Source organism: Bradyrhizobium sp. BEA-2-5, from assembly GCF_032918025.1.
Taxonomy (GTDB): Bacteria; Pseudomonadota; Alphaproteobacteria; order Rhizobiales; family Xanthobacteraceae; genus Bradyrhizobium; species Bradyrhizobium pachyrhizi.
In genome coordinates, this window is sequence record NZ_CP136629.1 from 3,456,345 (window position 1) to 3,476,709 (window position 20,365).

At 63.7% G+C, this 20,365-nt stretch carries 23 protein-coding genes; 18 read left to right on the top strand and 5 right to left on the bottom strand.

Annotated elements, in window-relative coordinates; translation table 11 throughout:
• Positions 1 to 62: 62 nt before the first annotated feature.
• Complete coding sequence (locus tag RX327_RS15905; RefSeq protein WP_050386247.1) at positions 63 to 344, bottom strand: hypothetical protein; 282 nt, start codon at positions 342 to 344, stop codon at positions 63 to 65.
• 16 nt (positions 345 to 360) lie between these two features.
• On the bottom strand, positions 361 to 2,328 hold the full coding sequence (locus tag RX327_RS15910; RefSeq protein ID WP_317250812.1) for a 4Fe-4S binding protein: 1,968 nt from the start codon (positions 2,326 to 2,328) through the stop codon (positions 361 to 363).
• A gap of 148 nt (positions 2,329 to 2,476) precedes the next feature.
• Between RX327_RS15910 and RX327_RS15915 the strand changes: the two genes are divergently transcribed.
• From RX327_RS15915 to RX327_RS15960, 10 genes are all read left to right on the top strand, one after another.
• The gene (locus RX327_RS15915; protein WP_317250813.1) at positions 2,477 to 3,232 is read left to right on the top strand and encodes a biotin/lipoate--protein ligase family protein; all 756 of its coding nucleotides are present in this window, start codon (positions 2,477 to 2,479) and stop codon (positions 3,230 to 3,232) included.
• Entirely contained in the window at positions 3,229 to 3,774 is a 546-nt protein-coding gene (locus tag RX327_RS15920; RefSeq protein ID WP_317250814.1) for a DUF6505 family protein, read from the top strand. The genes RX327_RS15915 and RX327_RS15920 overlap by 4 nt, the downstream gene beginning before the upstream one ends.
• Complete coding sequence (locus RX327_RS15925; protein WP_317250815.1) at positions 3,771 to 4,778, top strand: DUF6352 family protein; 1,008 nt, start codon at positions 3,771 to 3,773, stop codon at positions 4,776 to 4,778. The genes RX327_RS15920 and RX327_RS15925 overlap by 4 nt, the downstream gene beginning before the upstream one ends.
• Positions 4,775 to 5,290, top strand: a complete 516-nt coding sequence (locus RX327_RS15930) for a DUF3305 domain-containing protein (RefSeq protein WP_038381924.1) — start codon at positions 4,775 to 4,777, stop codon at positions 5,288 to 5,290. The genes RX327_RS15925 and RX327_RS15930 overlap by 4 nt, the downstream gene beginning before the upstream one ends.
• The gene (locus RX327_RS15935; protein ID WP_050386242.1) at positions 5,287 to 5,904 is read left to right on the top strand and encodes a DUF3306 domain-containing protein; all 618 of its coding nucleotides are present in this window, start codon (positions 5,287 to 5,289) and stop codon (positions 5,902 to 5,904) included. The genes RX327_RS15930 and RX327_RS15935 overlap by 4 nt, the downstream gene beginning before the upstream one ends.
• A gap of 129 nt (positions 5,905 to 6,033) precedes the next feature.
• Entirely contained in the window at positions 6,034 to 6,813 is a 780-nt protein-coding gene (locus RX327_RS15940) for a Cro/CI family transcriptional regulator (protein WP_317250817.1), read from the top strand.
• Between the two features lie 29 nt (positions 6,814 to 6,842).
• Positions 6,843 to 7,052, top strand: a complete 210-nt coding sequence (locus RX327_RS15945; protein ID WP_317250818.1) for a twin-arginine translocation signal domain-containing protein — start codon at positions 6,843 to 6,845, stop codon at positions 7,050 to 7,052.
• Between the two features lie 13 nt (positions 7,053 to 7,065).
• Complete coding sequence (locus RX327_RS15950) at positions 7,066 to 10,008, top strand: formate dehydrogenase subunit alpha (RefSeq protein WP_317250819.1); 2,943 nt, start codon at positions 7,066 to 7,068, stop codon at positions 10,006 to 10,008.
• Positions 10,009 to 10,021: 13 nt separating this feature from the next.
• The gene (fdh3B, locus tag RX327_RS15955) at positions 10,022 to 10,618 is read left to right on the top strand and encodes a formate dehydrogenase FDH3 subunit beta (protein WP_027571966.1); all 597 of its coding nucleotides are present in this window, start codon (positions 10,022 to 10,024) and stop codon (positions 10,616 to 10,618) included.
• 41 nt (positions 10,619 to 10,659) lie between these two features.
• Positions 10,660 to 11,652, top strand: a complete 993-nt coding sequence (locus tag RX327_RS15960) for a formate dehydrogenase subunit gamma (RefSeq protein ID WP_317250821.1) — start codon at positions 10,660 to 10,662, stop codon at positions 11,650 to 11,652.
• Between the two features lie 29 nt (positions 11,653 to 11,681).
• On the opposite strand, the gene RX327_RS15965 is transcribed toward RX327_RS15960, so the two are convergent.
• The gene (locus tag RX327_RS15965; protein WP_283809427.1) at positions 11,682 to 11,804 is read right to left on the bottom strand and encodes a hypothetical protein; all 123 of its coding nucleotides are present in this window, start codon (positions 11,802 to 11,804) and stop codon (positions 11,682 to 11,684) included.
• Between the two features lie 699 nt (positions 11,805 to 12,503).
• Between RX327_RS15965 and RX327_RS15970 the strand changes: the two genes are divergently transcribed.
• The 3 genes from RX327_RS15970 (at position 12,504) to RX327_RS15980 (ending at position 13,914) form a co-directional block, all read left to right on the top strand.
• Positions 12,504 to 13,157, top strand: a complete 654-nt coding sequence (locus RX327_RS15970) for an ATP-dependent Clp protease proteolytic subunit (protein WP_082190720.1) — start codon at positions 12,504 to 12,506, stop codon at positions 13,155 to 13,157.
• Positions 13,158 to 13,294: 137 nt separating this feature from the next.
• Positions 13,295 to 13,474 carry a hypothetical protein gene (locus RX327_RS15975; RefSeq protein WP_160321798.1) on the top strand — a complete coding sequence of 60 codons (180 nt, stop codon included), beginning with the start codon at positions 13,295 to 13,297 and terminating at the stop codon, positions 13,472 to 13,474.
• 122 nt (positions 13,475 to 13,596) lie between these two features.
• Complete coding sequence (locus tag RX327_RS15980) at positions 13,597 to 13,914, top strand: hypothetical protein (RefSeq protein ID WP_028334134.1); 318 nt, start codon at positions 13,597 to 13,599, stop codon at positions 13,912 to 13,914.
• 36 nt (positions 13,915 to 13,950) lie between these two features.
• On the opposite strand, the gene RX327_RS15985 is transcribed toward RX327_RS15980, so the two are convergent.
• Positions 13,951 to 14,370 (bottom strand): hypothetical protein, encoded by a 420-nt coding sequence (locus tag RX327_RS15985; RefSeq protein ID WP_050386293.1) that lies wholly within the window; start codon positions 14,368 to 14,370, stop codon positions 13,951 to 13,953.
• A 403-nt stretch (positions 14,371 to 14,773) separates the two neighbouring features.
• On the opposite strand from RX327_RS15985, the gene RX327_RS15990 reads away from it, so the two are divergent.
• Positions 14,774 to 15,853 (top strand): AI-2E family transporter, encoded by a 1,080-nt coding sequence (locus RX327_RS15990; protein ID WP_317250822.1) that lies wholly within the window; start codon positions 14,774 to 14,776, stop codon positions 15,851 to 15,853.
• On the top strand, positions 15,853 to 16,290 hold the full coding sequence (locus RX327_RS15995) for a potassium channel family protein (protein ID WP_317250823.1): 438 nt from the start codon (positions 15,853 to 15,855) through the stop codon (positions 16,288 to 16,290). Before RX327_RS15990 ends, RX327_RS15995 begins: the two co-directional genes overlap by 1 nt.
• Positions 16,291 to 16,296: 6 nt before the next feature.
• On the opposite strand, the gene RX327_RS16000 is transcribed toward RX327_RS15995, so the two are convergent.
• Positions 16,297 to 16,965 (bottom strand): helix-turn-helix domain-containing protein, encoded by a 669-nt coding sequence (locus tag RX327_RS16000; RefSeq protein WP_317250824.1) that lies wholly within the window; start codon positions 16,963 to 16,965, stop codon positions 16,297 to 16,299.
• 346 nt (positions 16,966 to 17,311) lie between these two features.
• Here RX327_RS16000 and RX327_RS16005 point away from each other — a divergent pair, with 346 nt between their 5' ends.
• The 3 genes from RX327_RS16005 (at position 17,312) to RX327_RS16015 (ending at position 20,355) form a co-directional block, all read left to right on the top strand.
• Complete coding sequence (locus RX327_RS16005; RefSeq protein ID WP_317250825.1) at positions 17,312 to 19,060, top strand: ABC transporter substrate binding protein; 1,749 nt, start codon at positions 17,312 to 17,314, stop codon at positions 19,058 to 19,060.
• Between the two features lie 118 nt (positions 19,061 to 19,178).
• Complete coding sequence (locus tag RX327_RS16010; protein WP_028334139.1) at positions 19,179 to 19,811, top strand: response regulator transcription factor; 633 nt, start codon at positions 19,179 to 19,181, stop codon at positions 19,809 to 19,811.
• A 154-nt stretch (positions 19,812 to 19,965) separates the two neighbouring features.
• On the top strand, positions 19,966 to 20,355 hold the full coding sequence (locus RX327_RS16015) for a response regulator transcription factor (RefSeq protein WP_410712164.1): 390 nt from the start codon (positions 19,966 to 19,968) through the stop codon (positions 20,353 to 20,355).
• Positions 20,356 to 20,365 lie beyond the last annotated feature (10 nt).

Sequence of the window (20,365 nt, forward strand, 5' to 3'; positions counted from 1 at the left end):
CGATTGGCGCTAGCCGCCTTGCGGCGTCCTCAAGCGAAGGCGTCACGCCGCGATATGAGGCTCTAATATCCCGGCCATTGCTCCACTGGAATTTTTGTCAGCTCCGGGTTCTCCTTGAGCATGTGAGCGATATTAATGCTGGGATGTTCCTTGAGCGCCGCCACGACGCACTGGTTGACGTATTTGCGGCGGGACAGCCACTTGATCTTCTTGCCCTTCGCCTCGGCCTTGCAGGCGACGACCGCCTGCTTGAGTGCAACCTTTTCGGCTTTGGTAAGCGTGGCGGCCACGACGGCTGTGCCGCCAAGGACCGTGGTGACAAGGCACGTCGACAGAACCTTCATGAATCGAGGCATGCGGCTAGTCCTTGTTCTCGCGTTGACGCAGGTAGTCATCCGTCGTCCGTGGTGGCGCGCGTTCCGGAACGTCCTGGATCGGATCGAATTGCTGCTCGCTCATGACGATGACGCGGCAGTCCGCGCACATCCTCAGCGCCTCGATCCGCCGGTCGCCGGCCGGATACATCCAGTGCCGGCCCTCGAGCTTGGCTGCGATGCGGTCGATCGTGCTCTTGACGCCGAAGGCCGTGCCGCAGCGAATACACAGGGCCGGTTCTTCTTCCTTGATCACCCGCGCCGGCGCGCGTCTTGCCCGGAAATCGATCTGCGGGGTGAGCCGGATGACTTTTTCAGGACAGGTGCTCTGACACAAACCGCACTGCACGCAGGCGTCTTCCACGAATTTGAGGACGGGGCGGTCCGGATCGGCGCGGAGCGCGCCGGTTGGGCAGGCCGAAACGCAGGACAGGCACAGCGTGCATCCGCCGATGTCGACGGTGATCGCACCGATCGGTGCCCCCTCGGGCAAGGCGATCACGTCAACCGGCTTGGGGGCGAGGCGATGCAGTTCGCTCAAGCCGAAGCGAAGCAGATCGCCGCGCTTGCCGACCGTCAGGAAAGTCGCGGGATTGTCGAGACCGGCGAGGGGGCCAATCCCCGTCAGCTGCTCGGCCAGAGTGTCGGGATCGTCGGTTTCGATCGTGCTCACGCGGCGGCCGTCAAATCCGAGGCCGGCGAGAATGGTCTCGGCCATCCGGATCGTCTGCAACGAACCGGTCACGTCGTGTCGTGGCTTGGCGCGCAGGAGGAGCCGCACGGCGGCCGCGCCATAGGCGAAGGCCCCGATGATGGCTTCCAGGCCGACCTGCGTCAGCTCGTTGACAACGAGGGGAAGCACATTGGCCGGTAATCCGTCGCCATGGCGGGCGAGCGCATCGATCAGCGGCGTGCCGTGCTGGCTGTCATGCAGCAGCAGGACCGGATGCGTTCCGCCGGCCTCGCGATAGGCGCGCAACATGGCGCGGAGGATCTGCAACTGGGTATCGGCGGGTGGCAGCGCGTAGGATGCCGCTCCCGTGGGGCAGGCGGCCGCGCATTGCCCGCAGCCTGCGCACACCTCCGCGTTGATTGCGACATGGTCGCCGTCCGGCGTGATCGCGCCGGTCGGGCACAAATCGAGGCAACGATGGCATCCGGTCAGCTTCGAGCGCGAATGCGCGCACAGACTGGGTGTGAAGTCGACATATCTCGGCTTGTCGAAGCTTCCGACGAGATCGCGGGCCGCAAGCACCGCACGCAGCACGGCCGCGGGATCTCCCGGATCCGCGCGGAGATAGCCGTCCCGCAGATCGTGTGCGGGAAACAGAGGCGGCTCGCCGGAGAGGTCGAGCACGAGATCGCAGCGCGAGATCGCGCCGTCGCGCGGGGCTTCGAACTCGAAGCGGGCGCGTGAGGACGGGCGTGGCTGGGCGTAGTCGTCGATCGTGAGCTCGAAGCCGCCAAAATGCCCCCGTGCGTTGCGGATCGTGCCCTTCACGATCGGGAACACGGCTGCGGCAGGCGGCACGACGTCCGCCGGCTTCCTGAGCATGACCGTGACGTCCAGATGGTCCGCCAACAGGCGGCCGGCCTCGATCGCGGCTTCATCGCGTCCGTAGATCAGGATCACGCCCTCGCTCGACAAGGTGACGAGCGGATAGTCCGGCGCGGGAACCGCCGCCGCAAGCAGTGCCGCCATCTTCGGGCCCGCCTTCGCGCCGTCGCGGGACCAGCCGGCCGTTTCGCGGATGTTGACGAAGCTGATCGGGCCAGCGCGTTCGCCCATCTCATTGGTGAACTGGCCGGCCTGCTGCGTGCAGGCGACGGTCAGCGAGCCATCGGCCTTCGCGGCGTTGCGGAAATGTTCGAGCTCCGCGCCGCAGAGATGACGATGGCTCCTGATCTCGCAGTTGGGACATCCACGCCGGATCGCAGCCACGTCGAGGGGCATCGTGTCTTCGCACGAGCAGATCAGGACGGTCTTCGACGGCTGCTCCAGGTTAACCCCTCCGCGGGTGCGGCGCCGTCTTACGGACTCGCGCCATTCCTTCACCTCGTATAGATATTCACTATCGGGAAGAAAAGGAAAGTGGAGGACCTTGCGGTCGACCCGAACCAGCCGGGTCTCCGTGGCGGAAGCGATCCATCTGCCGCCGCCATTCACGCTCGTCCGGTTGCGTGAGAGCGGAGACGCCTTTGCTCACGCTTGCCGCATTGCACCTAAAGGCGGTGCCGGCACGCTGGTGTGCGTCGGCCGGTTCGATCTTGCCGAATTCGCCGTGGTGCTCGAGCCGGGCGAGCCCTTGGCCACCGCGCGGCGCGCCTTCTATGCGGGCATGGTCGCGCTCACCGACGCTCTGCGCGCCTATGCGCCGCCGCACAAGACGGTCGCGATCGGCTGGCCCGACACCGTTGTGATCGACGGTGGGCTGGTCGGCGGCGGACGGATGGGATGGCCGAGGTCCGCGCGCGAGGACGAGCCGCCTGCCTGGCTGGTGTTCGGCGCCATGATCCGGACGGTGGCAATGGCCGATCAGGGACCCGGCGTCCATCCGCTCGCGTCCGCGCTGGATGAGGAGGGGTTTGGCGAAGCGGGAGCCGTGCAGATGACCGAGAGCTTTGCCCGGCACCTGATGCGGGCGATCGATAGCTGGCAGACCGATGGCTTTGGCGGCCTCGCGCGCGATTATCTCAGCCGGGTTCCCCGCGAGCGGCGAACCGTGCTGCGGATCGATGACGGCGGCGATCTCCTCACGCGCCGCATTGGTGCCGACAGGATTGAACGCAGCGTACTCGTCAAGGCGCTCGGAACGCCGTCCTGGCTCGATCCGGCCCTCGGAGGACCGCGCCTGTGAAGCTCTTGCGCACCATCGCGCTCGATCCCTCCGACACCTTCGTGTTCGACGTGGCGGCGGAACCGGGCGAATGGGCCGTCTCAGGCGCTTTCCGCTTCTGGGATCAGGATCCGACGAAGCTGACCGGCAAGGCGCGCGCGGCGTTTCGCGGCGGTTTCCTCGGGGTGCAGTCCTGGGGCTGGTCGACGCTGGCGCAGATCGTTCCGGCAACCGAAGACGATCGTCGCAGCCTGGTTGATCTCCTTGCCAGGCAACTCGTCGATCGCTTCGGTGCGCCGGACATGGCGGCGGCGAAGACGGCCGCGGAAGAGGAGGTCGCTTTCGCGCAGTCGCTCTGCAGCCATCCGATCAGCTCTCTCATTGCAGTGCACCGCACCTCGAGCGACGGCGAAGTCCGCGAGTCGTTCCGCCGGCTGCAACTCCGGCAAGGGCAAGGCCAGGGGCACAGCAAGGCGTTCTCGTTCATGGAAATCGAGGACGAGGTCCAGCCTGACGGCGATCTCAAGCTTGCGGATCTGGGCCGGGAGCCGACCGTCCGATGAACGATTTCTGGATCGCCTGTGGTCATCACCTGCTCGATCGCGACGAGGGCGGTGGGCTTTGCGTCACCGACGAGTTCCTGAAGGCCTATTTTGCTCGTCCGGAGCTGATTCCGCCGGACGAAGCATGCCCGGTCGAGCGGCGGCTGCACCACGCACTGCTCGCGGCTCCCCGCAGGCCGGTCGGCGCGGAAGAGATTGACGCGATTGTCGATGCGGATGCCCGGGAGAACTGGCGGCTCGTGCTTGCCTTCCGCGACCTCCTCGTGCGGCATCCGACGCTGGAGCAGGCCTATCTTGCAACCGTCCGGTCCGGGACGAACGATTTGCCGCCGCTGTTCGTCAACCAGCTCGTGCACGTGATCCTTCGGAACGCGCTCGACGGCTGCGACGACCCGTTCGTGCTGCGGGCGGCCGAATTGTTCTTCCGGACCCAACGCATCCTGCCGCATGAGCAGGCCCTGTTGCTCGGCGATGAAGAGGTCGTCGGTGGACAGACTCCGACCCCGGTGCTCTCGCTGATGTCGATGCTGGGGGCGGTGACCGATGCTGAGCTCGACGTCTTGCGCGAGGACAATGCCGGCGACTACTGGCGCCGGAGCGATCAGTTCGACATGGCCCTCGACCTGACGGCCGGCGGCCGCGGGCCGGTTGCCCTGGCGCAGGCGATGACGCGCTGGGTCTCCCATCTGCTCGGCATCGAAGTCATGATCGAGCCGCTGCGCGCGCTGCATGAGGCACGGCTCACCTGGTATGTCGGGCTCGATGCCGACGCCACGAGGCTCGGCGACCGGCTGTGGCACGGCGAGCAGCTCGACGACCGCAGCGCCGGACGTGTGCTCTCCTTGTTCCGCCTGACGTTTGCGGAAACGAGCGCGGCCGCAGACGAGACGCGGGGCGAACCGGTCTACCTGATCCTGTCGATGACGGCGGATCAGAAACTCCGGATGAAGCCACAGAATCTGTTGACCGGGCTGCCGGTGAAGCACCTGGAGATGGCGACATGAGCCCTGCGGCGCTGCCGCTTGTGCGCGTCCCCGTCGGCGTTGTGGTCGAGCGGCACCAGGCGGATTCGCCGTGGACCGACTTTGTCTGGCGCGCTGTCGCTGTGTTGCCCGACGAGCCGGACACCAAACCCTGGACGGTGCTTCGCGAAGAGAACGGGACGACGCTGTTTTATGCCGGCAGCGCCACGGTCGATCTCTATGGTTCCGAGACGGCGCGCTATCGCGACAATCTCGCCTCGGGCAGTCCGGCCATCTGGACCGTCTTGTCGCCGGCGGAAGGCGCCTGGCCCTATTCGGTGGCTGCCGCGACCGCCGATCCTTCGGAGGGCGAGGCGTTCACGGAGGCCGGTGCGAACCTGGTCGAGGCCGTTCCCATGCCGGAGATGCTGCGTGAGCAGATTGAAAGCTTCATTGCCGAGCACCACGTCGAACGGGAGTTCTTCAAGCGCAAGCGACGGCAGGCCGATCCGGAGGCGCTCGCGCGCCGGCAGCATGAAGGCGGACACGAATGAGTGAGGACAAGTTCCTGGCGCGCTGGTCCCGCCGCAAGCAGGAGGCAAAGGCGAACGCCACGCAACCGGACCCGGCAATGCGCGACGACATGCAGTCGCCGCCGCCGGCCGTCAAAGACGACGACGCGGAGTTCGACCTTTCGAGCCTGCCTTCGATCGACTCGATTACGTCGGCGACTGACATCACGGCGTTCCTGCGCAAGGGAATTCCGCAGGAGCTGACGCGTGCGGCGCTTCGTCGCGCCTGGAGCGCCGATCCCGTCATCCGCGACTTTGTCGGGCTTGCCGAGAACGCCTGGGACTTCAACGATCCGGCCGCGATGCCGGGCTTTGGCCCGCTGGATTGCTCCGAGGCTGAGCTCACCGCGCTCATCGACAGGATCGTCGGCGGCCTCGGCAAGCCGGCCGAGGCGCCGCCTGCGCGTTCGGTTGAAGTCGCGGATTCGTCGCAGGAATTGCGCGAGGTCGAGTTGCCGGGCATCGCCACCGAAGAAGCCGCGACCACGGGATCTGCACCTGATCCTGCTGCAACGCAACGAACGCTCGCCGAAAGCTCCGACGGCGAACGGGTGTCGGTTGAGCGCCGCACGCACGGCAGTGCGCTGCCTCGCTAGGGACCGCGACGAAAGGCCATAGCTTCAGACTATGCGAGCTGATTGACCCCCCGTTGGGCCGGGACTAGGCTTCGCTAGCGCTTTGTAAGAAAAGCAAAATCAGCACCCGGGACTTGGATGGAGGTCCACGTGCGCGATGCTGGCCTTGAGCGAGCCATTGACGCCGCCGGCGGCGTTGCAGAGCTTGCGCGCAAAATCGGGATCAGCCAGCCCTCTGTTTCGAACTGGAGCAAGGTGCCCGCGCAACGGGTGATCGCTGTCGAAGCCGCCACAGGCATATCGCGCGATAATTTGCGGCCTGATCTGTACGGCGAGCCGCTCCTCTCCGAAGCGCCGATCGATTCTGTCGATGTCGCGCGTGCGCAGGAATATCTGCTGCTCGCGACACTGTTGTCGGCCGCACCATCGAAGAAACTGCTCGATCAACTGGCTGCATTGACCGCCGATGCGACGCCGCTTGGGCGCGCGCATGCCGCGCTGGCCGAATCCGCCGCCAATGCAGTCGCGGCGAAGGTCGAACGCGAATATTTCGACCTGTTCGTCGGGCTCGGCCGCGGCGAATTGCTGCCCTATGCCTCCTATTATCTGACCGGCTTTCTCAACGAACGGCCCTTGTCGCGCCTGCGCGGCGACCTGGCTGCGTCCGGGATCGAGCGCATCGCGAACAATTCCGAGCCGGAAGATCACGCGGCGATCCTGTGCGAGATCATGGCAGGCTTCGCGGGAGGGCGTTTCCCGGCGCCGTTCGACACGCAGCGCGCCTTCTTCGAAAAACATGTGTCGCCCTGGATGGGGCGGCTGTTCGCCGACATCGAGAGCGCCGGGGACGCCCGTTTCTATCGAGCGGTCGGTGCGCTCGGCCGCACCTTCATCGAAATCGAGACGGAAGCATTCACATTCGCCAACTGACCCGCATCCGCGGGTCCAGGAGAGATGCGATGAGTGAAGATAGGACTACCACAGTCGGACGCCGCGATTTCCTTCGCAAGGTCGGCTTTGGCACGGCCGGTGTCGGCGCGACGCTTGCGACGCCGTTGGTCGGGTCCGCGCAGGCGGACAGCGAGAACAACGATGAGAAGCGCAAGGCGCGCTACAGGGAATCCGACGATGTGAAGACGTTCTACCGCGTCAATCGTTATCCGGCCTGAGAGGGAGGCTGCCGTGCTTATCAAGCGAACACACCAGCGTTCCCCGCGCCAGGGTTCCGCCGCCAGCTCCCCTGCAGATCAGGCCGGTGGCCTCGACCGCCGCACGTTCCTGCGCAAGTCCGGTCTTGCCGGCGGCGCTCTCGCAGCGCTGGGAGCCATGCCGGTCGTCAGCGTGCGCAAGGCGGAAGCGGCCGCTGCCGGCCCGCTCGCGGCCGGCGCCACCGTCAAGAAGAGCATCTGCACGCATTGCTCGGTTGGGTGCACGGTGACGGCCGAGGTCTTGAACGAGGTCTGGATCGGGCAGGAGCCGAGCTGGGATTCGCCGATCAACCGCGGCTCGCATTGCGCCAAGGGCGCCTCGGTGCGCGAGCTCGTGCACAGCGATCGCCGGCTGCGCTATCCGATGAAGCTCGTCAACGGGCAGTGGACGCGCGTGTCGTGGGACACCGCGGTGAACGAGATCGGCGACAAGCTGCTTCAGGTCCGGGAGAAGTCGGGCAGCGATTCGGTCTACTGGCTCGGCTCGGCCAAGATGACCAACGAAGGAGCCTACCTGTTCCGCAAGCTCGGCGCGTTCTGGGGCACCAACAACACCGACCATCAGGCGCGAATCTGTCATTCCACCACCGTCACCGGCGTCGCCAACACCTGGGGCTACGGCGCGATGACGAACAGCATCAACGACATGCGCAATTCCAAGACGCAGGTCATCCTGGGTGGCAATCCGGCCGAGGCGCATCCGGTCTCGCTGCAGCATCTGCTCGAGGGCAAGGAGCTGCAAAAGGCGAACTTCATCGTCTTCGATCCGCGGCTGACCCGCACCGCGGCGCATGCCACTGAATATGTCCGGATCCGTCCCGGCACCGACATTCCCGTCCTGTACGGCATGATGTGGCACATCCTGAAGAACGGCTGGGAGGACAAGGAGTTCATCTCCCAGCGCGTCTACGGTTTCGACGACCTGCGCAAGGAAGTCGAGAAGTGGAATCCGCAAGAGGTCGAGCGCGTCACCGGCGTGCCCGCCGCGCAGCTCGAGCGCGTCGCCAAGACGTTCGCGACGGTCAAGCCCGCGACCATCATCTGGTGCATGGGGCAGACTCAGCACACCGTCGGCACGGCCAATGTGCGCGCGAGCTGCATCGCGCTGCTGATGACCGGCAACGTCGGCAAGGCGGGCGCCGGCGCCAACATCCTGCGCGGCCATGACAACGTGCAAGGCGCGACCGACGTCGGCCTCGATATCGTGACCTTGCCGTTCTATTACGGCCTTGCGGAAGGAGCCTGGAAGCACTGGTCGCGGGTCTGGGAGGTCGATTATGACTTCCTGAAGTCGCGGTTCGATTCCAAGCAAATCATGGAAACCCCCGGCATTCCGCTGACCCGCTGGTTCGAAGCGGTGACGTTGCCGAAGGAGCAGGTTGCCCAGAAGGACAACGTCAAGGCCGTCTTCGTGCAAGGCCATGCCAGCAACAGCATAACCCGTATTCCCGAATCGCTGAAGGGCCTGAAGGCGCTGGAGCTGCTGGTGATCGCGGATCCGCACCCGACGACGTGGGCGTCTCTGGCGGTCGAGGCGGGACGCAAGGATGGCGTCTACATTCTGCCCGTCGCCACGCAGTTCGAATGCACGGGATCGCGCGTCGCCTCCAATCGCTCGATGCAGTGGGGCGAGCAGATCGTCAAGCCGATCTTCGAATCCAAGGACGACCTCGAGATCATCTATCTGCTCGCGAAGAAGTTCGGCTTCGCCGACAAGATGTTCAAGAACATCAAGGTCGAGAACAATCTCCCCGTCGCCGAGGACGTGCTGCGCGAGATCAACCGCGGAAGCTGGTCGACCGGTTATTGCGGCCAGTCGCCGGAGCGCATCAAGGCGCACATGAAGAACCAGCACAAGTTCGACCTGGTGACGATGCGCGCGCCGAAGGACGATCCGGAAGTCGGCGGCGACTATTACGGCCTGCCTTGGCCGTGTTGGGGCTCGCCCGAGGTGAAGCATCCCGGCTCGCCGCTGCTCTACAACAACAACCTGCATGTCATGGATGGCGGCGGCGCGTTCCGCCCACGCTTCGGTATCGAGCGCGAGGAAAAGCTGCCGGACGGCACGACGCGGAAGGTGAGCCTGCTCGCCGACAAATCCTTCTCCAAGGGATCGGAGATCGAGGACGGCTATCCCGAGTTCACGCTGGCGAGCCTGAAGAAGCTTGGTTGGGACACGGATCTGACCGAAGCCGAAATGGCCGTGATCAACAAGATCAATCCGGCCAATCCGGATGCGGTATCCTGGGCGCTCGACCTTTCCGGCGGCATCCAGCGCGTCGCGCTGAAGCACGGCTGCGTGCCCTTCGGCAACGGCAAGGCGCGCATGAATGCGTTCGGCTTGCCGGACCCGATCCCGGTCCATCGCGAGCCGATCTACACGCCGCGCGTCGACCTCGTCGAGAAATATCCGACGTTGCCCGATGCCAAGCAGTTCCGCCTGCCCAATATCGGCTTCTCCGTGCAGAAGGCGGCGGTGGAAAAGGGGATCGCAAAGCAGTTTCCGCTGATCCTTTCCTCGGGACGCCTCGTCGAATACGAAGGCGGCGGCGAGGAAACCCGCACCAATCCATGGCTCGCCGAATTGCAGCAGGACATGTTCATCGAGATCAGCCCGGCCGATGCCGCCGATCGCGGCATCAAGGACGGCGGCTGGGTCTGGGTGAGCGGTGCCGAGAACAATTCACGTGCCAGGATGAAGGCGCTGGTCACCGAACGCGTCGGCAAGGGCGTCGCCTGGATGCCGTTCCATTTCGGCGGCTGGCTTGCGGGCAAGGATCTTCGCGGCAACTACCCGAAGGGCACCGATCCGATCGTGCTGGGTGAAAGCGCCAACACGATCACGAGCTACGGCTACGATCCTGCGACGGGCATGCAGGAGCCGAAGGTCACGCTTTGTCAGATCGTCGCAGCCTGAGAGGAGCACGCACATGGCTCGGATGAAATTTCTCTGCGACGCCGATCGCTGCATCGAGTGCAACGCTTGCGTCACCGCCTGCAAGAACGAGCACGAGGTGCCCTGGGGCATCAACCGGCGCCGCGTCGTCACCATCAACGACGGCAAGCCGGGCGAGCGCTCGATCTCGATGGCCTGCATGCATTGCACGGACGCGCCCTGCGCGGCCGTTTGCCCGGTGAACTGCTTCTACACCACGGCCGATGCTGTGGTGCTGCACTCCAAGGACCTCTGCATCGGTTGCGGCTATTGCTTCTACGCCTGCCCGTTCGGCGCGCCGCAATACCCGAAGGTCGGGAACTTCGGCTCACGCGGCAAGATGGACAAATGCACCTATTGCGCCGGCGGTCCGGAGGCCGACGGCAGCAAGGAGGAATACGAGAAATACGGTGCGAACCGGCTGGCCGAGGGCAAGCTGCCGCTGTGTGCCGAAATGTGCTCGACCAAGTCGTTGCTTGCGGGCGACGGCGAGATCATCGCGCAGATCTACAAGGAGCGCGTCATGAAGCGCGGCTATGGCTCGGGCGCATGGGGCTGGAAGACCGCATATCGCGAGACAATCGAGTCCTGACGACGACCTGGCGCGGGTCGCGTCGATATCGGGAGGACCTTATGGCGTGTTTTGCACGATTTGTTCGGCTCGTCCTTGGCGTGGCTGGACTCCTGCTGCTCGTCTCCGCGGCTTCCCCGTCCGTAGCCCAGCAGGTCAACCCGACTGCAAGCGCGGTCAAGGAGCAACAGCTCCTGCAGGAACTGAACCGGGTGCAGGGACGCGTCAGCATTCCCGACCAGCGCTCGGGCGTTCTCGAACAGCCGGCCGGCCGTGAATGGCGCGAGTTCCGGAACGTGACGCTGCGCTGGATCGGGGGCATCGCCATACTTGGCATGCTCGCGGCGCTGGTCATCTTCTATCTCAGCCGCGGGATGGTGCGGCTGCAGAGCGGTCGTTCCGGCCGGACCATCGTGCGCTTTTCCGCCTTCGAGCGGTTCGTGCACTGGATGACGGCAAGCTGCTTCATCGTCCTGGCCATTTCCGGGCTGAACATCACGTTCGGACGGCCGTTGCTGTTGCCGCTGATCGGCTTCGAGGCGTTCTCGGAATGGTCGCAATGGGCCAAATACGTTCATAACTATCTCAGCTTCCCGTTCACCATCGGCGTCGTGCTGATTTTCCTGATGTGGATCGCCGGCAACATCCCGAACAAGGTGGATGTCGATTGGATCAAGCGTGGCGGCGGCATCGTCGGGCACGACCATCCGCCGGCCTACCGCTTCAATGGCGGCCAGAAGATGATCTACTGGATCGTCGTGATCGGCGGCGGGCTCGTCGCAGCGTCCGGCTACGCGCTGATGTTCCCGTTCTACCTGTCGGGCATCGAAGGGATGCAGCTCGCCCAGATCGTCCACTCCATCGTGGCGATGCTCTTCACGGCAGTGATGCTGGCGCACATCTATATCGGCACGATCGGCATGGAAGGCGCGTTCGAGGCGATGGGAAGCGGCACCGTCGATGTCAATTGGGCCAGGGAGCACCACAACCTCTGGCTTGAAGAAGAGAATGCGCGCGATGCGCGACCCCAGCCCTCCGTCACCGCGGCGGAGTAGGGCGCGCGCAGCCGTTGAACGCGAAATTGCTATAGCCGTACGCCCGTCGTTGCAAAGGCCTGTGCGACCGGTTCTTGCACCCGGTTCAGCGCCAGGGCCCCGATTGCCGACACGACGACGGCGGCCACGCAGGCGAGCAAGAAGACTTTCATTGTTGTTCTCCCAAATCGATCGGGATGCCGTGAGAGTTTACACAAGATGAAGCGTTGCGGACATCGTTGTCCGGCGCGTGTGAGCGGCCGTAGCTCAAGCCATGGGGCGCAAGCGGCGGCTTTCCGGGACGCTGCACCCTCGAGACGCCGCATCCCGCGTTAGGTTGCCTTGGCGACCAGCAGTTCGCGTGGAGCGTGGATTGATCGCGCATTTCGAGCCTAATGGGATTCCTCAGGCGGTCCAGTCCCCTCAAGGATCGGGGGCAAAAAGAAACAAATGAACTGAACGACTTAAGGTGAAGATTGTCGGTGACCCGATGCTGGATTGGACCGGCTGATCCTAAGGTCCCGGTAGATGATGTTCGCTCTCGGCACAGAGCGTGCGCTTGAGGGTCAGCGTCGCTCTCTAGACGTCAAAATGGCGCTGCCGCCTGCGCGCTTGCTGAATTGGGTTTGATTCAGATCAACCCACGATGCGCGTCGATGCTCTGTTTATAGTGGGAGGTCCCGGGTCCAATGGGGAGCGCCGTGGCAGCCTGGAAACACGCTTTGAGGGTCCTCCGCGCGACATTTATCGACGGCGACGCAAACGGCCGGAGCGCCACGCATGGGTTGCTGCCACCCCGAAGCGATGTCGCAACGGGTCGGCTTCATTCTCGAGCGCCTGCAATTCGCCCGATGCGGATTGCGGGATGCGTTTTGAGCATCGCGGTCGTGCTGACCTCGACGAACTGTCTCGCGATGGAGTTCTCCCGTGTCCGGGGGTGCTTTGGAGATGTCTTGAAGCTCAGCGGAGATATTCGGGATGGGGACTTTGTCCGCTTTCGCGGATATCTGGCGACTGAGCGCCGGGTCGTTGGCCTCGATCTCGATTCCCGAGGTGGGTCCCTCTACGAAGGCTTCCGAATCGCCATGCTCGCGCACCAGAAGCAAATCGCCAGTTACGTTTCCGGAGAATGCGACTCGGCATGCGCTTTCATTTTCCTGGCGAGCAGGAAGCGTTATGTGGCGTCAAATGCCAGGATCGGCGTCCATTCGGTTTCCAATTTACACGGCAACGAGGACAGTCGAACGATTCGTGACACGATCAAGCTTGCGAGGTTGTCGGCCAAGCTCCGTATTCCTCCGTCGGCCATCGGCAGGATGGTCATGACTCCGCCGGGAAAGATCTCCTATTTGAACAAGGAGGAGCTCGCTTCGCTGAAGGTCATGGAGCGGAATCCGTTTGATCGCACCGCTCGCACGGCGACCGCGGAATCAAGAAGTAGCTCCATGTGCAGCGCGGCGCCCTCGAAGAGCGCGTCGGAGGAGGAGCGGCCGATGCGGAACGCCGGCGGCTCGAAGGGAAGCTAGAGCGCTGGTTGAGTGGGCCTTGGGCCGAGTCGGCTCGTATAGCCCAATTGGGTCAGTCAAGCCGTCGCACGTGACCCTGACTGCTTGGCACAAGCTGCACTGGTCTCTCCGTTTCACCGCGATCTACAATCGCAGCCATGGGGTATGCCAGCGACAGATTTCGGGGAGTGCGTGGCGCAAGCCAGCCGGCGGGCGCTCGCAATTGGCTGCGTCGCTGGCTTGAAGCGGCCGACGGCGATATTGCCTTCAAGGTCGTGGTCGTGACGGCCGGGATGCTGTCGAGCGCGGCGATCGCCTTTGGATTGCTATCGTCCTGAGCGCGCCTCTTGTTGGCCGTGCGTGATGCTGGAATCGTCGTTCTGAGGTGCTCCGCCCGCGAAGCTCTGACAATATGAGCTATCGTCTTCAGCACGACACGGATGATTCCCGGCGGCAATGAATGCACTTCGAATTAGCTGAAAAATCGAGCGGACGTCGAGACCGTCTGGCGGCCAGGTTGGGCGTCGGGGCCTGCGCCGCGACCTTCCTGTTTTGCTGCGCGCAACAGACGGCCGCGCTGCCGCTGACGCCTTTCCGCTATGAAGCCCAGGCTCAGCGGCATTGCCCCGGCGATAGCGTGGTCTGGCTCGATTTTCGGCGCGGACGCTACTACCTCAAAGGGCAAAGCCGCTATGCCAGGGGCTTCGATGGTGGCTTCGTGTGCAGGAATGAAGCGCGCGAGAGCGGCTATCGGCGTTCGCTGCTCGGCCTTCGGTGACATCACCGAAGGCCGGCCTGTCACGCAAAAGCGGCACTACCATCCATAATCGTAGCGTGGCCGAGCGTAATGGCCATAGCCTCCTCCCGGCGGACAATAGTCGTAGCCATAGCCGCCGCCATAGCCGTATCCACCGCCATAGTAGGGATACCCGCCATAGTAGGCCGAGCTCGCGATGGCTCCGCCAACGATCGCACCGGCGGCAGCGGCGCCCCAGCCTCGATAGCCCCATCCACGATAGCCTCCCCAGCCGCCGTAGCCGCGCCAACCGCGATAGCCCCAGCCGCCGCCACGCCAGCCGCCCCAGCCGCCCCAGCGCACCTGAAGGGCGGTGTTGCTCTCGACCATGCCCTTCATGGCCGCGACATTGGTCGGCAGCGGGGCCGCCTGGCTCGCGCCAATGCCGACCATGCTCGCAAGCAGGATCAAGGCCAGCAGGGTCTTGGTGTTCTTCATGACGTCCTCCACATCGGGGTGACACAGGCAGTCGTGACCGAAAGGCAGCCAAATCGAGAGCGGCTTTCCGATCCATGAGCAGGCCGAGCCTGTCAGCCGCGGCCGGCCCGAAGCTTGATTTGAATCAAAGTGGCAAGAGGGCGGTGCGGACGATTGATCCTCCACCTGGGACAATTGCCGCGGATAGGCAGGCCGCCGCCTGATGGGGCGCGATCGCGCTCGTGATCCCGACCGCGAACGCATCCGGGCGAAGTCGGAGCGGCCCCCAATTCTTGCCCCCGAACCGGGCCGCTACTTCGGTGAAAGTCCGGACGCGTCACGCTTGATCTGAATCAAGCCGTGCGCAGCAAGGCGATGGCATCGCTTCCCGCGTAGCTGCTGATGCTCGATCGAAAGCACGCTCTTGAAAACCCTTCGCCAACTCGTGACCGGAGATGAGTTCATCCAGCTCGCAATTCGCCTCGGATTGCTGGCGCTGTTGATCTACTGGTCGTTCGTCCTGGTCAGCCCGTTCGTGCCGATCCTGGCCTGGAGCGGCGTGCTCGCGGTCGCGTTCTATCCGGTCTTCACCTGGCTCGCAGCAATGCTCGGCGGCCATGCCGGCATCGCGGCGCTCGTGCTGACCTTGATCTCTCTGGGAGTCGTCATCGGGCCGGCGACCTGGCTCGGAATCGGAGCGGTAGAGGGGGTGAGGGAGCTCGCCGAACAACTCGGCGCCGGCCACGTTGTCGTGCCGTCGCCGCCGGCCGCGATCAAGGATTGGCCGCTGATCGGCGGCCCACTCCATGAGATCTGGGATCGGGCGTCGACCAATCTGCGTGCCGTGCTGCGCGAGGTCGTGCCGCAACTGAAGCCGTTGGCCGGGACCCTGTTTGCGTTTGCCAGCGATGCCGGGATCGGGATGCTGAAGTTTCTGCTGGCGGTCGTCGTGGCAGGGTTTCTGTTCCCCTATGGCTTGCAGCTTGCACCGGCGTGCCGGAGCTTCCTGTCCCGCATCGTGCCGGAGCAGAGCGAGCACTTCCTCGACCTTGCAGGTGCGACCATCCGGGCGGTTTCCCGCGGGGTCATTGGCGTCGCCGTCCTGCAATCGCTGCTGGCCGGCATTGGCTTCAAGCTGGCGGGGATCCCGAGTGCGGGGCTGCTGGCGTTTGTCGTGATGCTGCTCGCGATCGTGCAGATCGGGGCGGCAATCGTGCTGTTTCCGGTCATCATCTGGCTTTGGTCGGCCAAGGATTTCACGACCGCACTCGCCCTCACGTTCTTCTTCCTGGTCGTCGGCGTCCTCGACAACGTGCTGAAGCCGCTGGTGATGGGGCGGGGCTTGACCACGCCGACCATCGTGATCTTCGTCGGCGTGATCGGCGGCACGCTGGCCCACGGCATCGTCGGACTGTTCATCGGGCCGATCATTTTCGCGGTCGCCTGGGAATTGATCACGGCATGGATCCGAGACGACCGCGCCCGGCTGGCGGGAGAGCGATAATGCTGCTTCAGTTCCTCGTGGGATCGGCGGTGAGCGCGATCAACATCGCGATCCATTCGCTGTGGACGGTCGCGGCCATCGGGTTGCTTCGCAACATTGCCTTGAGCGCGGCCGGCCGGGCGGGGCTACAGCTCAGCGGCGTGATGGTCGCAACCGCGCTTGCGCTGATGCTGGCTCACACGCTCGAGATCGTGGTGTGGAGCCTGGCCTATTGGGTGCTCGGCGCCGCGCCCGCCGGCAGCGATCTGCTGTATTTTGCCTTCGTCAACTACACCACGCTCGGCTATGGCGACATCATCCCGGTCAAGCAGTGGCTGTTGATCGGACCGATGGCGGCCATGAACGGCATTCTCATGTTCGGGTGGTCGACCGCGGTCTTGTTCGAAGTGTTGCAAAAGACCATCGAGCGCCAGGATGCGCTGACGAAATCCCCCTGACGTCGGCTAGTTGTCCAGCCTGGACAGCTGGTCGCGGTCGACCAGCATGATCTCGCGCTGGTTCGAGCCAAGAAAGTTGAGCGCGCCGTAGGCGTGCAGCTTGGATAGCGCACGTGACACGGTTTCGAGCGTCAGTCCGAGATAGTCGGCAATATCACGCCGGCACATCGGTAAGGCGACGACGCCAACTCCGGTCAGCCGGCGATCCATTTCGAGCAGAAACGCGGCAACCCGCTCCAGCGCGGTCTTGCGGCCGAGCAGCAGCATGTGCTCCTCGGCGTGCCGCAGGTTGCTGGTCGTCATGACCAGCAGGTTGCGAGCCAGGGCGAAATCGGAATCGGCCACGCGTTCGAGGCTGGTCCGCCTGATCAGGTGAACGGTGGTGTCGATGATGGCTTCCGCCGTGAAGCGATGAGCTCCGCCATTCTCGAGGCCGAAAATGTCGCCCGGGAGGTGAAACGCGCCGATCTGGCGCCGGCCGTCGGTCAGCAGCTTGTAGCTGCGGACCGCCCCTGAAATGACCTGATAGACGTACTCGGCCGGCTCTTTCTCCCCGTAGATCTCGGTGCCTTTCCTGTAGTGGAATTCGCTGGTGATGCAGTTGGCGTGCCGGGCGGTCACCCCACCGAGGATGCTCGGCACATTGGCGGGTCTGGCATTGACGCGAGCGAACATGGACTAACTCTCTTGGGTAACGACTGATGCAGCGTCCGGGGCGGCTCGAAATGCGTATCCGCGCGCAATGACTACGACAGGGCCCGGCCAGTCTCTATTGGTCTTGAGGTCATTGTCCTAAAGGACAGGGTGCGTGAAATGCGGCAATTTGTTCGTAAATTGGTGCGCACAGTCTTAGATTACTTTTCAATTTTCTCGGCGACAACCGGGTGCTAGGTTTTGAACCTGTTGGTCTCCGGCTCCGAACGTTATGAGCAGTGCAATTCGGCTCTCTGGACTGATCATCCTGCTGGCTGCTTTGTTGGTACCGGCTGATCTCCGGGCGCAACAAACACGCCCGCATTCCATGCTGGTGCTGGACCAGTCCGATCGACGCGGCCCCTTCTACTACCAGGTGTTCGTTGGCTTAAGGGATGCGGTGAGCGCTCACGGGCACGCGCCGACCACCGTCTACACCGAAAGCCTCGATCTCAATCGCTTCGGCGGCGAGGCCTATCAGGAGGATTTCCGGCGATTCCTCGAGGCGAAATATCGCAATCGGCCGATCGGCGTGGTGGTCACTATTGGCGCGGCTGCGCTTGAGCTTGCGCTCCGCTGGCGCCCGCAGCTCTGGCCCGACACGCCAATCGTGTTTTCGCTGGTCGAAGAGGCCGATTTCAAGCGATTGCAGCCGCCGGCCTATGTTACCGGCGGCATCGTGAACTTGAAACTCAAGGATGCCGTCACGGCTGCCCGCGCCGTGGTGCCGGAGCTCAAGACCGTCGTGCTCGTTGGCGCGGACTGGGAGCGGCAGGTTCTGTTTCGCAATTGGAATGACCAGGCAGCGGCCGGCATTCCGGGCCTCGACATCATCGAGATCATCGGACGTCCGATGCCGGAGATCGTTGAGCGGGTCGCAGCGCTTCCCGACCATAGTGCGATCATCTACACCGGCCTCTATAGCGACGGCAAAGGCAACTACTATCCGCCCTCGGATGCGCTCTCTTTTCTCGCAGCGAAGGCAAATCGTCCCATCGTGGTTGCGGCGGAGACGTTCCTCGAACCGGGCGGCATCGGCGGATTTGTTATCGTCCCATCCCTGATCGGTGCCGAGGCTGCAGGCAGGGCGCTGCGCATTCTGGATGGCGAGACGCCGGAAAGCCTCCCGCCGTCGGTCATTGACGTGGTGAAGCCGATCTTCAACTGGCGGCAGATGCAGCATTGGAACGTCAGCGAAGCCAGTCTGCCAAAAGGCAGCGAAATTCACTTTCGTGAACCGTCCTTCCTGGAAAAATACCGCTGGCGGGCCGTTGCGCTGGCAATGGCGCTGCTGGTTCAAACCGCCCTGATTGCGTTCCTGCTCCACGAGCGTCACATGCGGCGGAGTGCCGAGGTCGAAGCCCGCAGTCGCCTGTCCGAGCTCGCCCATATCAATCGACAGGCCACTGCCGGTGAGCTCTCGTCCTCGATCGCCCATGAGCTCAACCAGCCGCTGGGGTCGATCCTGACCAATGCCGAGAGCGCGGAGCTGATCCTCGCTTCGCCGACGCCCGACCTTCAAGAGGTGCGGGAAATCATTTCGGACATCAAGCGCGATGATCTGCGTGCAAGCGAGGTGATCCGCAGGATGCGCAGCCTGCTCAAGCGTGCGCCGTTTGAGAAGAAGGATATCGACCTCAACCAGACCATGCGGGAAGCATTCGATTTCCTCAAGCTGCAGGCCTCGACACGCAACGTCGCGATCTACCTGCAGACCTCGCCGCAGACCTTGCGGGTGAAGGGCGACCCGGTGCAGTTGCAGCAGGTCATTCTCAACCTCGTGGTCAATAGCATGGACGCGATGGCCAAAATGCCCTACGGGCGCACCATCATCGGCCGTACGGAGGTCAATGGGGACGCGTCGGCGGTGATTTCCGTCTGCGATTCCGGTCCGGGAATTCCGCAGGACAGGCTGAACGACATTTTCGATCCGTTCTTCACCACAAAGGAGCAGGGCATGGGCATCGGCCTGTCCATCGCACGGACGATCGTTCTGGCGCATAGCGGCCAGCTCTGGGCCGAGAATCAGTCCGGAGGAGGGGCGGTATTCCACCTTTCGCTGCCGCTGGCCGCGTAGCGCGTTTGGGTCTTGTTTGCCTGATTGCAAGGTTCGATTTGCGACGAACGCAGCATTTTCAGATCGCCGCTGATGGACATTCTACAGGTAGCGGCGATCATCCGGCGATGGAGCAGCAATGCACGCTTACGTGCACATAGTCGACGACGACGCCTCGTTTCGCGCAGCGCTCGAGCGCCGGCTCAAGCTCGCAGGCTATCGCGTCGTCACCTACGCATCGGCCCGGGAATTGCTCGATCAATTGCCCGACGACGAAGGGGCCGGCTGTATCCTGCTGGACGTCCGCATTCCCGGAATGAGTGGTCCCGAGCTGCAGGGTCGCCTCAACGAGCTGGGGTCGACGCTCCCGATCGTATTCCTGACCGGACATGCCGACACCGCGACCACCGTCCAGGCGATCAAGGCAGGTGCCGAAGATTTTTTGACCAAGCCGATCGCGTCGGAACAGCTGATCGAGGCGATCAATCGCGCCCTTGCGCGGCACGAACTGGCCCGTGGCCGGCGAACCAGGCTCGATTCGCTGCGCGCGCTGCTGGCGAAGTTGACCCCGCGCGAGCGGCAGGTGTTCGATCTGATTGTGTGCGGCCGGATCAACAAGCAGATTGCTCACGAGCTTGGCACGACCGAACGCACGATCAAGGCGCATCGTCACCAGGTCATGGAGAAGATGGAGGTGCAGTCGCTTGCCGAGCTGGTTTCGATCGCGGAGCAGCTCGGCACGCGCGCGTCCGGTGGCGAGGTCAAGGCTTGATCTGCCGGGCAGCTCTGCTCCTCCTGTCCCATGGTACAATATGAAAGCTCTGTGACGCAGCGTATCTCCGATCTTGGCCGCGAGAATATTGCGCGCCGGTAGCCGCTTGACGTGCCCTTTATCCACACGCGGGCCAAGGTCATTCAGCGATAGAGTGAGGCTTCAGGATTTGCCGACCGCGAAACTCGTTTTCGTCGTGGATGACAATCCCTCCATGCTCCGTGGGATCGGACGGCTTCTGCGGCAATGTGGATTTGCATCCGAGTTATTCGAGACCGGAAGCGCGCTACTGAGACATGGCAGCTTTGACGGCGCGGTCTGTCTGATATTGGACATCAATCTCAGCGATGGGTCCGGGATCGAACTGCGGCACCGCCTGGCGGATCAGGGCATCGAAATCCCTGTCATCTACATCACCGGAAATGACAATCCGGCGACGCGCATGGCGGCAATGGCATCGGGATGCGTGGCCTATCTGACCAAGCCATTCACCGCCAATTCGCTGATCCAGCCGATTGAACGGCTGTTGGCTGGCGTGGTCTAGCGGCTGCCGG

What these genes read in the sequence shown, in the direction of transcription:
- RX327_RS15905 (WP_050386247.1), bottom strand. Translation starts at nt 344, where the DNA reads ATGAAGGTTCTGTCGACGTGCCTTGTCACCACGGTCCTTGGCGGCACA.
- RX327_RS15910 (WP_317250812.1), bottom strand. Translation starts at nt 2,328, where the DNA reads ATGCCCCTCGACGTGGCTGCGATCCGGCGTGGATGTCCCAACTGCGAG.
- RX327_RS15925 (WP_317250815.1), top strand. Translation starts at nt 3,771, where the DNA reads ATGAACGATTTCTGGATCGCCTGTGGTCATCACCTGCTCGATCGCGAC.
- RX327_RS15930 (WP_038381924.1), top strand. Translation starts at nt 4,775, where the DNA reads ATGAGCCCTGCGGCGCTGCCGCTTGTGCGCGTCCCCGTCGGCGTTGTG.
- RX327_RS15935 (WP_050386242.1), top strand. Translation starts at nt 5,287, where the DNA reads ATGAGTGAGGACAAGTTCCTGGCGCGCTGGTCCCGCCGCAAGCAGGAG.
- RX327_RS15945 (WP_317250818.1), top strand. Translation starts at nt 6,843, where the DNA reads ATGAGTGAAGATAGGACTACCACAGTCGGACGCCGCGATTTCCTTCGC.
- fdh3B (WP_027571966.1), top strand. Translation starts at nt 10,022, where the DNA reads ATGGCTCGGATGAAATTTCTCTGCGACGCCGATCGCTGCATCGAGTGC.
- RX327_RS15960 (WP_317250821.1), top strand. Translation starts at nt 10,660, where the DNA reads ATGGCGTGTTTTGCACGATTTGTTCGGCTCGTCCTTGGCGTGGCTGGA.
- RX327_RS15965 (WP_283809427.1), bottom strand. Translation starts at nt 11,804, where the DNA reads ATGAAAGTCTTCTTGCTCGCCTGCGTGGCCGCCGTCGTCGTGTCGGCA.
- RX327_RS15975 (WP_160321798.1), top strand. Translation starts at nt 13,295, where the DNA reads ATGGGGTATGCCAGCGACAGATTTCGGGGAGTGCGTGGCGCAAGCCAG.
- RX327_RS15980 (WP_028334134.1), top strand. Translation starts at nt 13,597, where the DNA reads ATGCACTTCGAATTAGCTGAAAAATCGAGCGGACGTCGAGACCGTCTG.
- RX327_RS15985 (WP_050386293.1), bottom strand. Translation starts at nt 14,370, where the DNA reads ATGAAGAACACCAAGACCCTGCTGGCCTTGATCCTGCTTGCGAGCATG.
- RX327_RS15995 (WP_317250823.1), top strand. Translation starts at nt 15,853, where the DNA reads ATGCTGCTTCAGTTCCTCGTGGGATCGGCGGTGAGCGCGATCAACATC.
- RX327_RS16000 (WP_317250824.1), bottom strand. Translation starts at nt 16,965, where the DNA reads ATGTTCGCTCGCGTCAATGCCAGACCCGCCAATGTGCCGAGCATCCTC.
- RX327_RS16005 (WP_317250825.1), top strand. Translation starts at nt 17,312, where the DNA reads ATGCTGGTGCTGGACCAGTCCGATCGACGCGGCCCCTTCTACTACCAG.
- RX327_RS16010 (WP_028334139.1), top strand. Translation starts at nt 19,179, where the DNA reads ATGCACGCTTACGTGCACATAGTCGACGACGACGCCTCGTTTCGCGCA.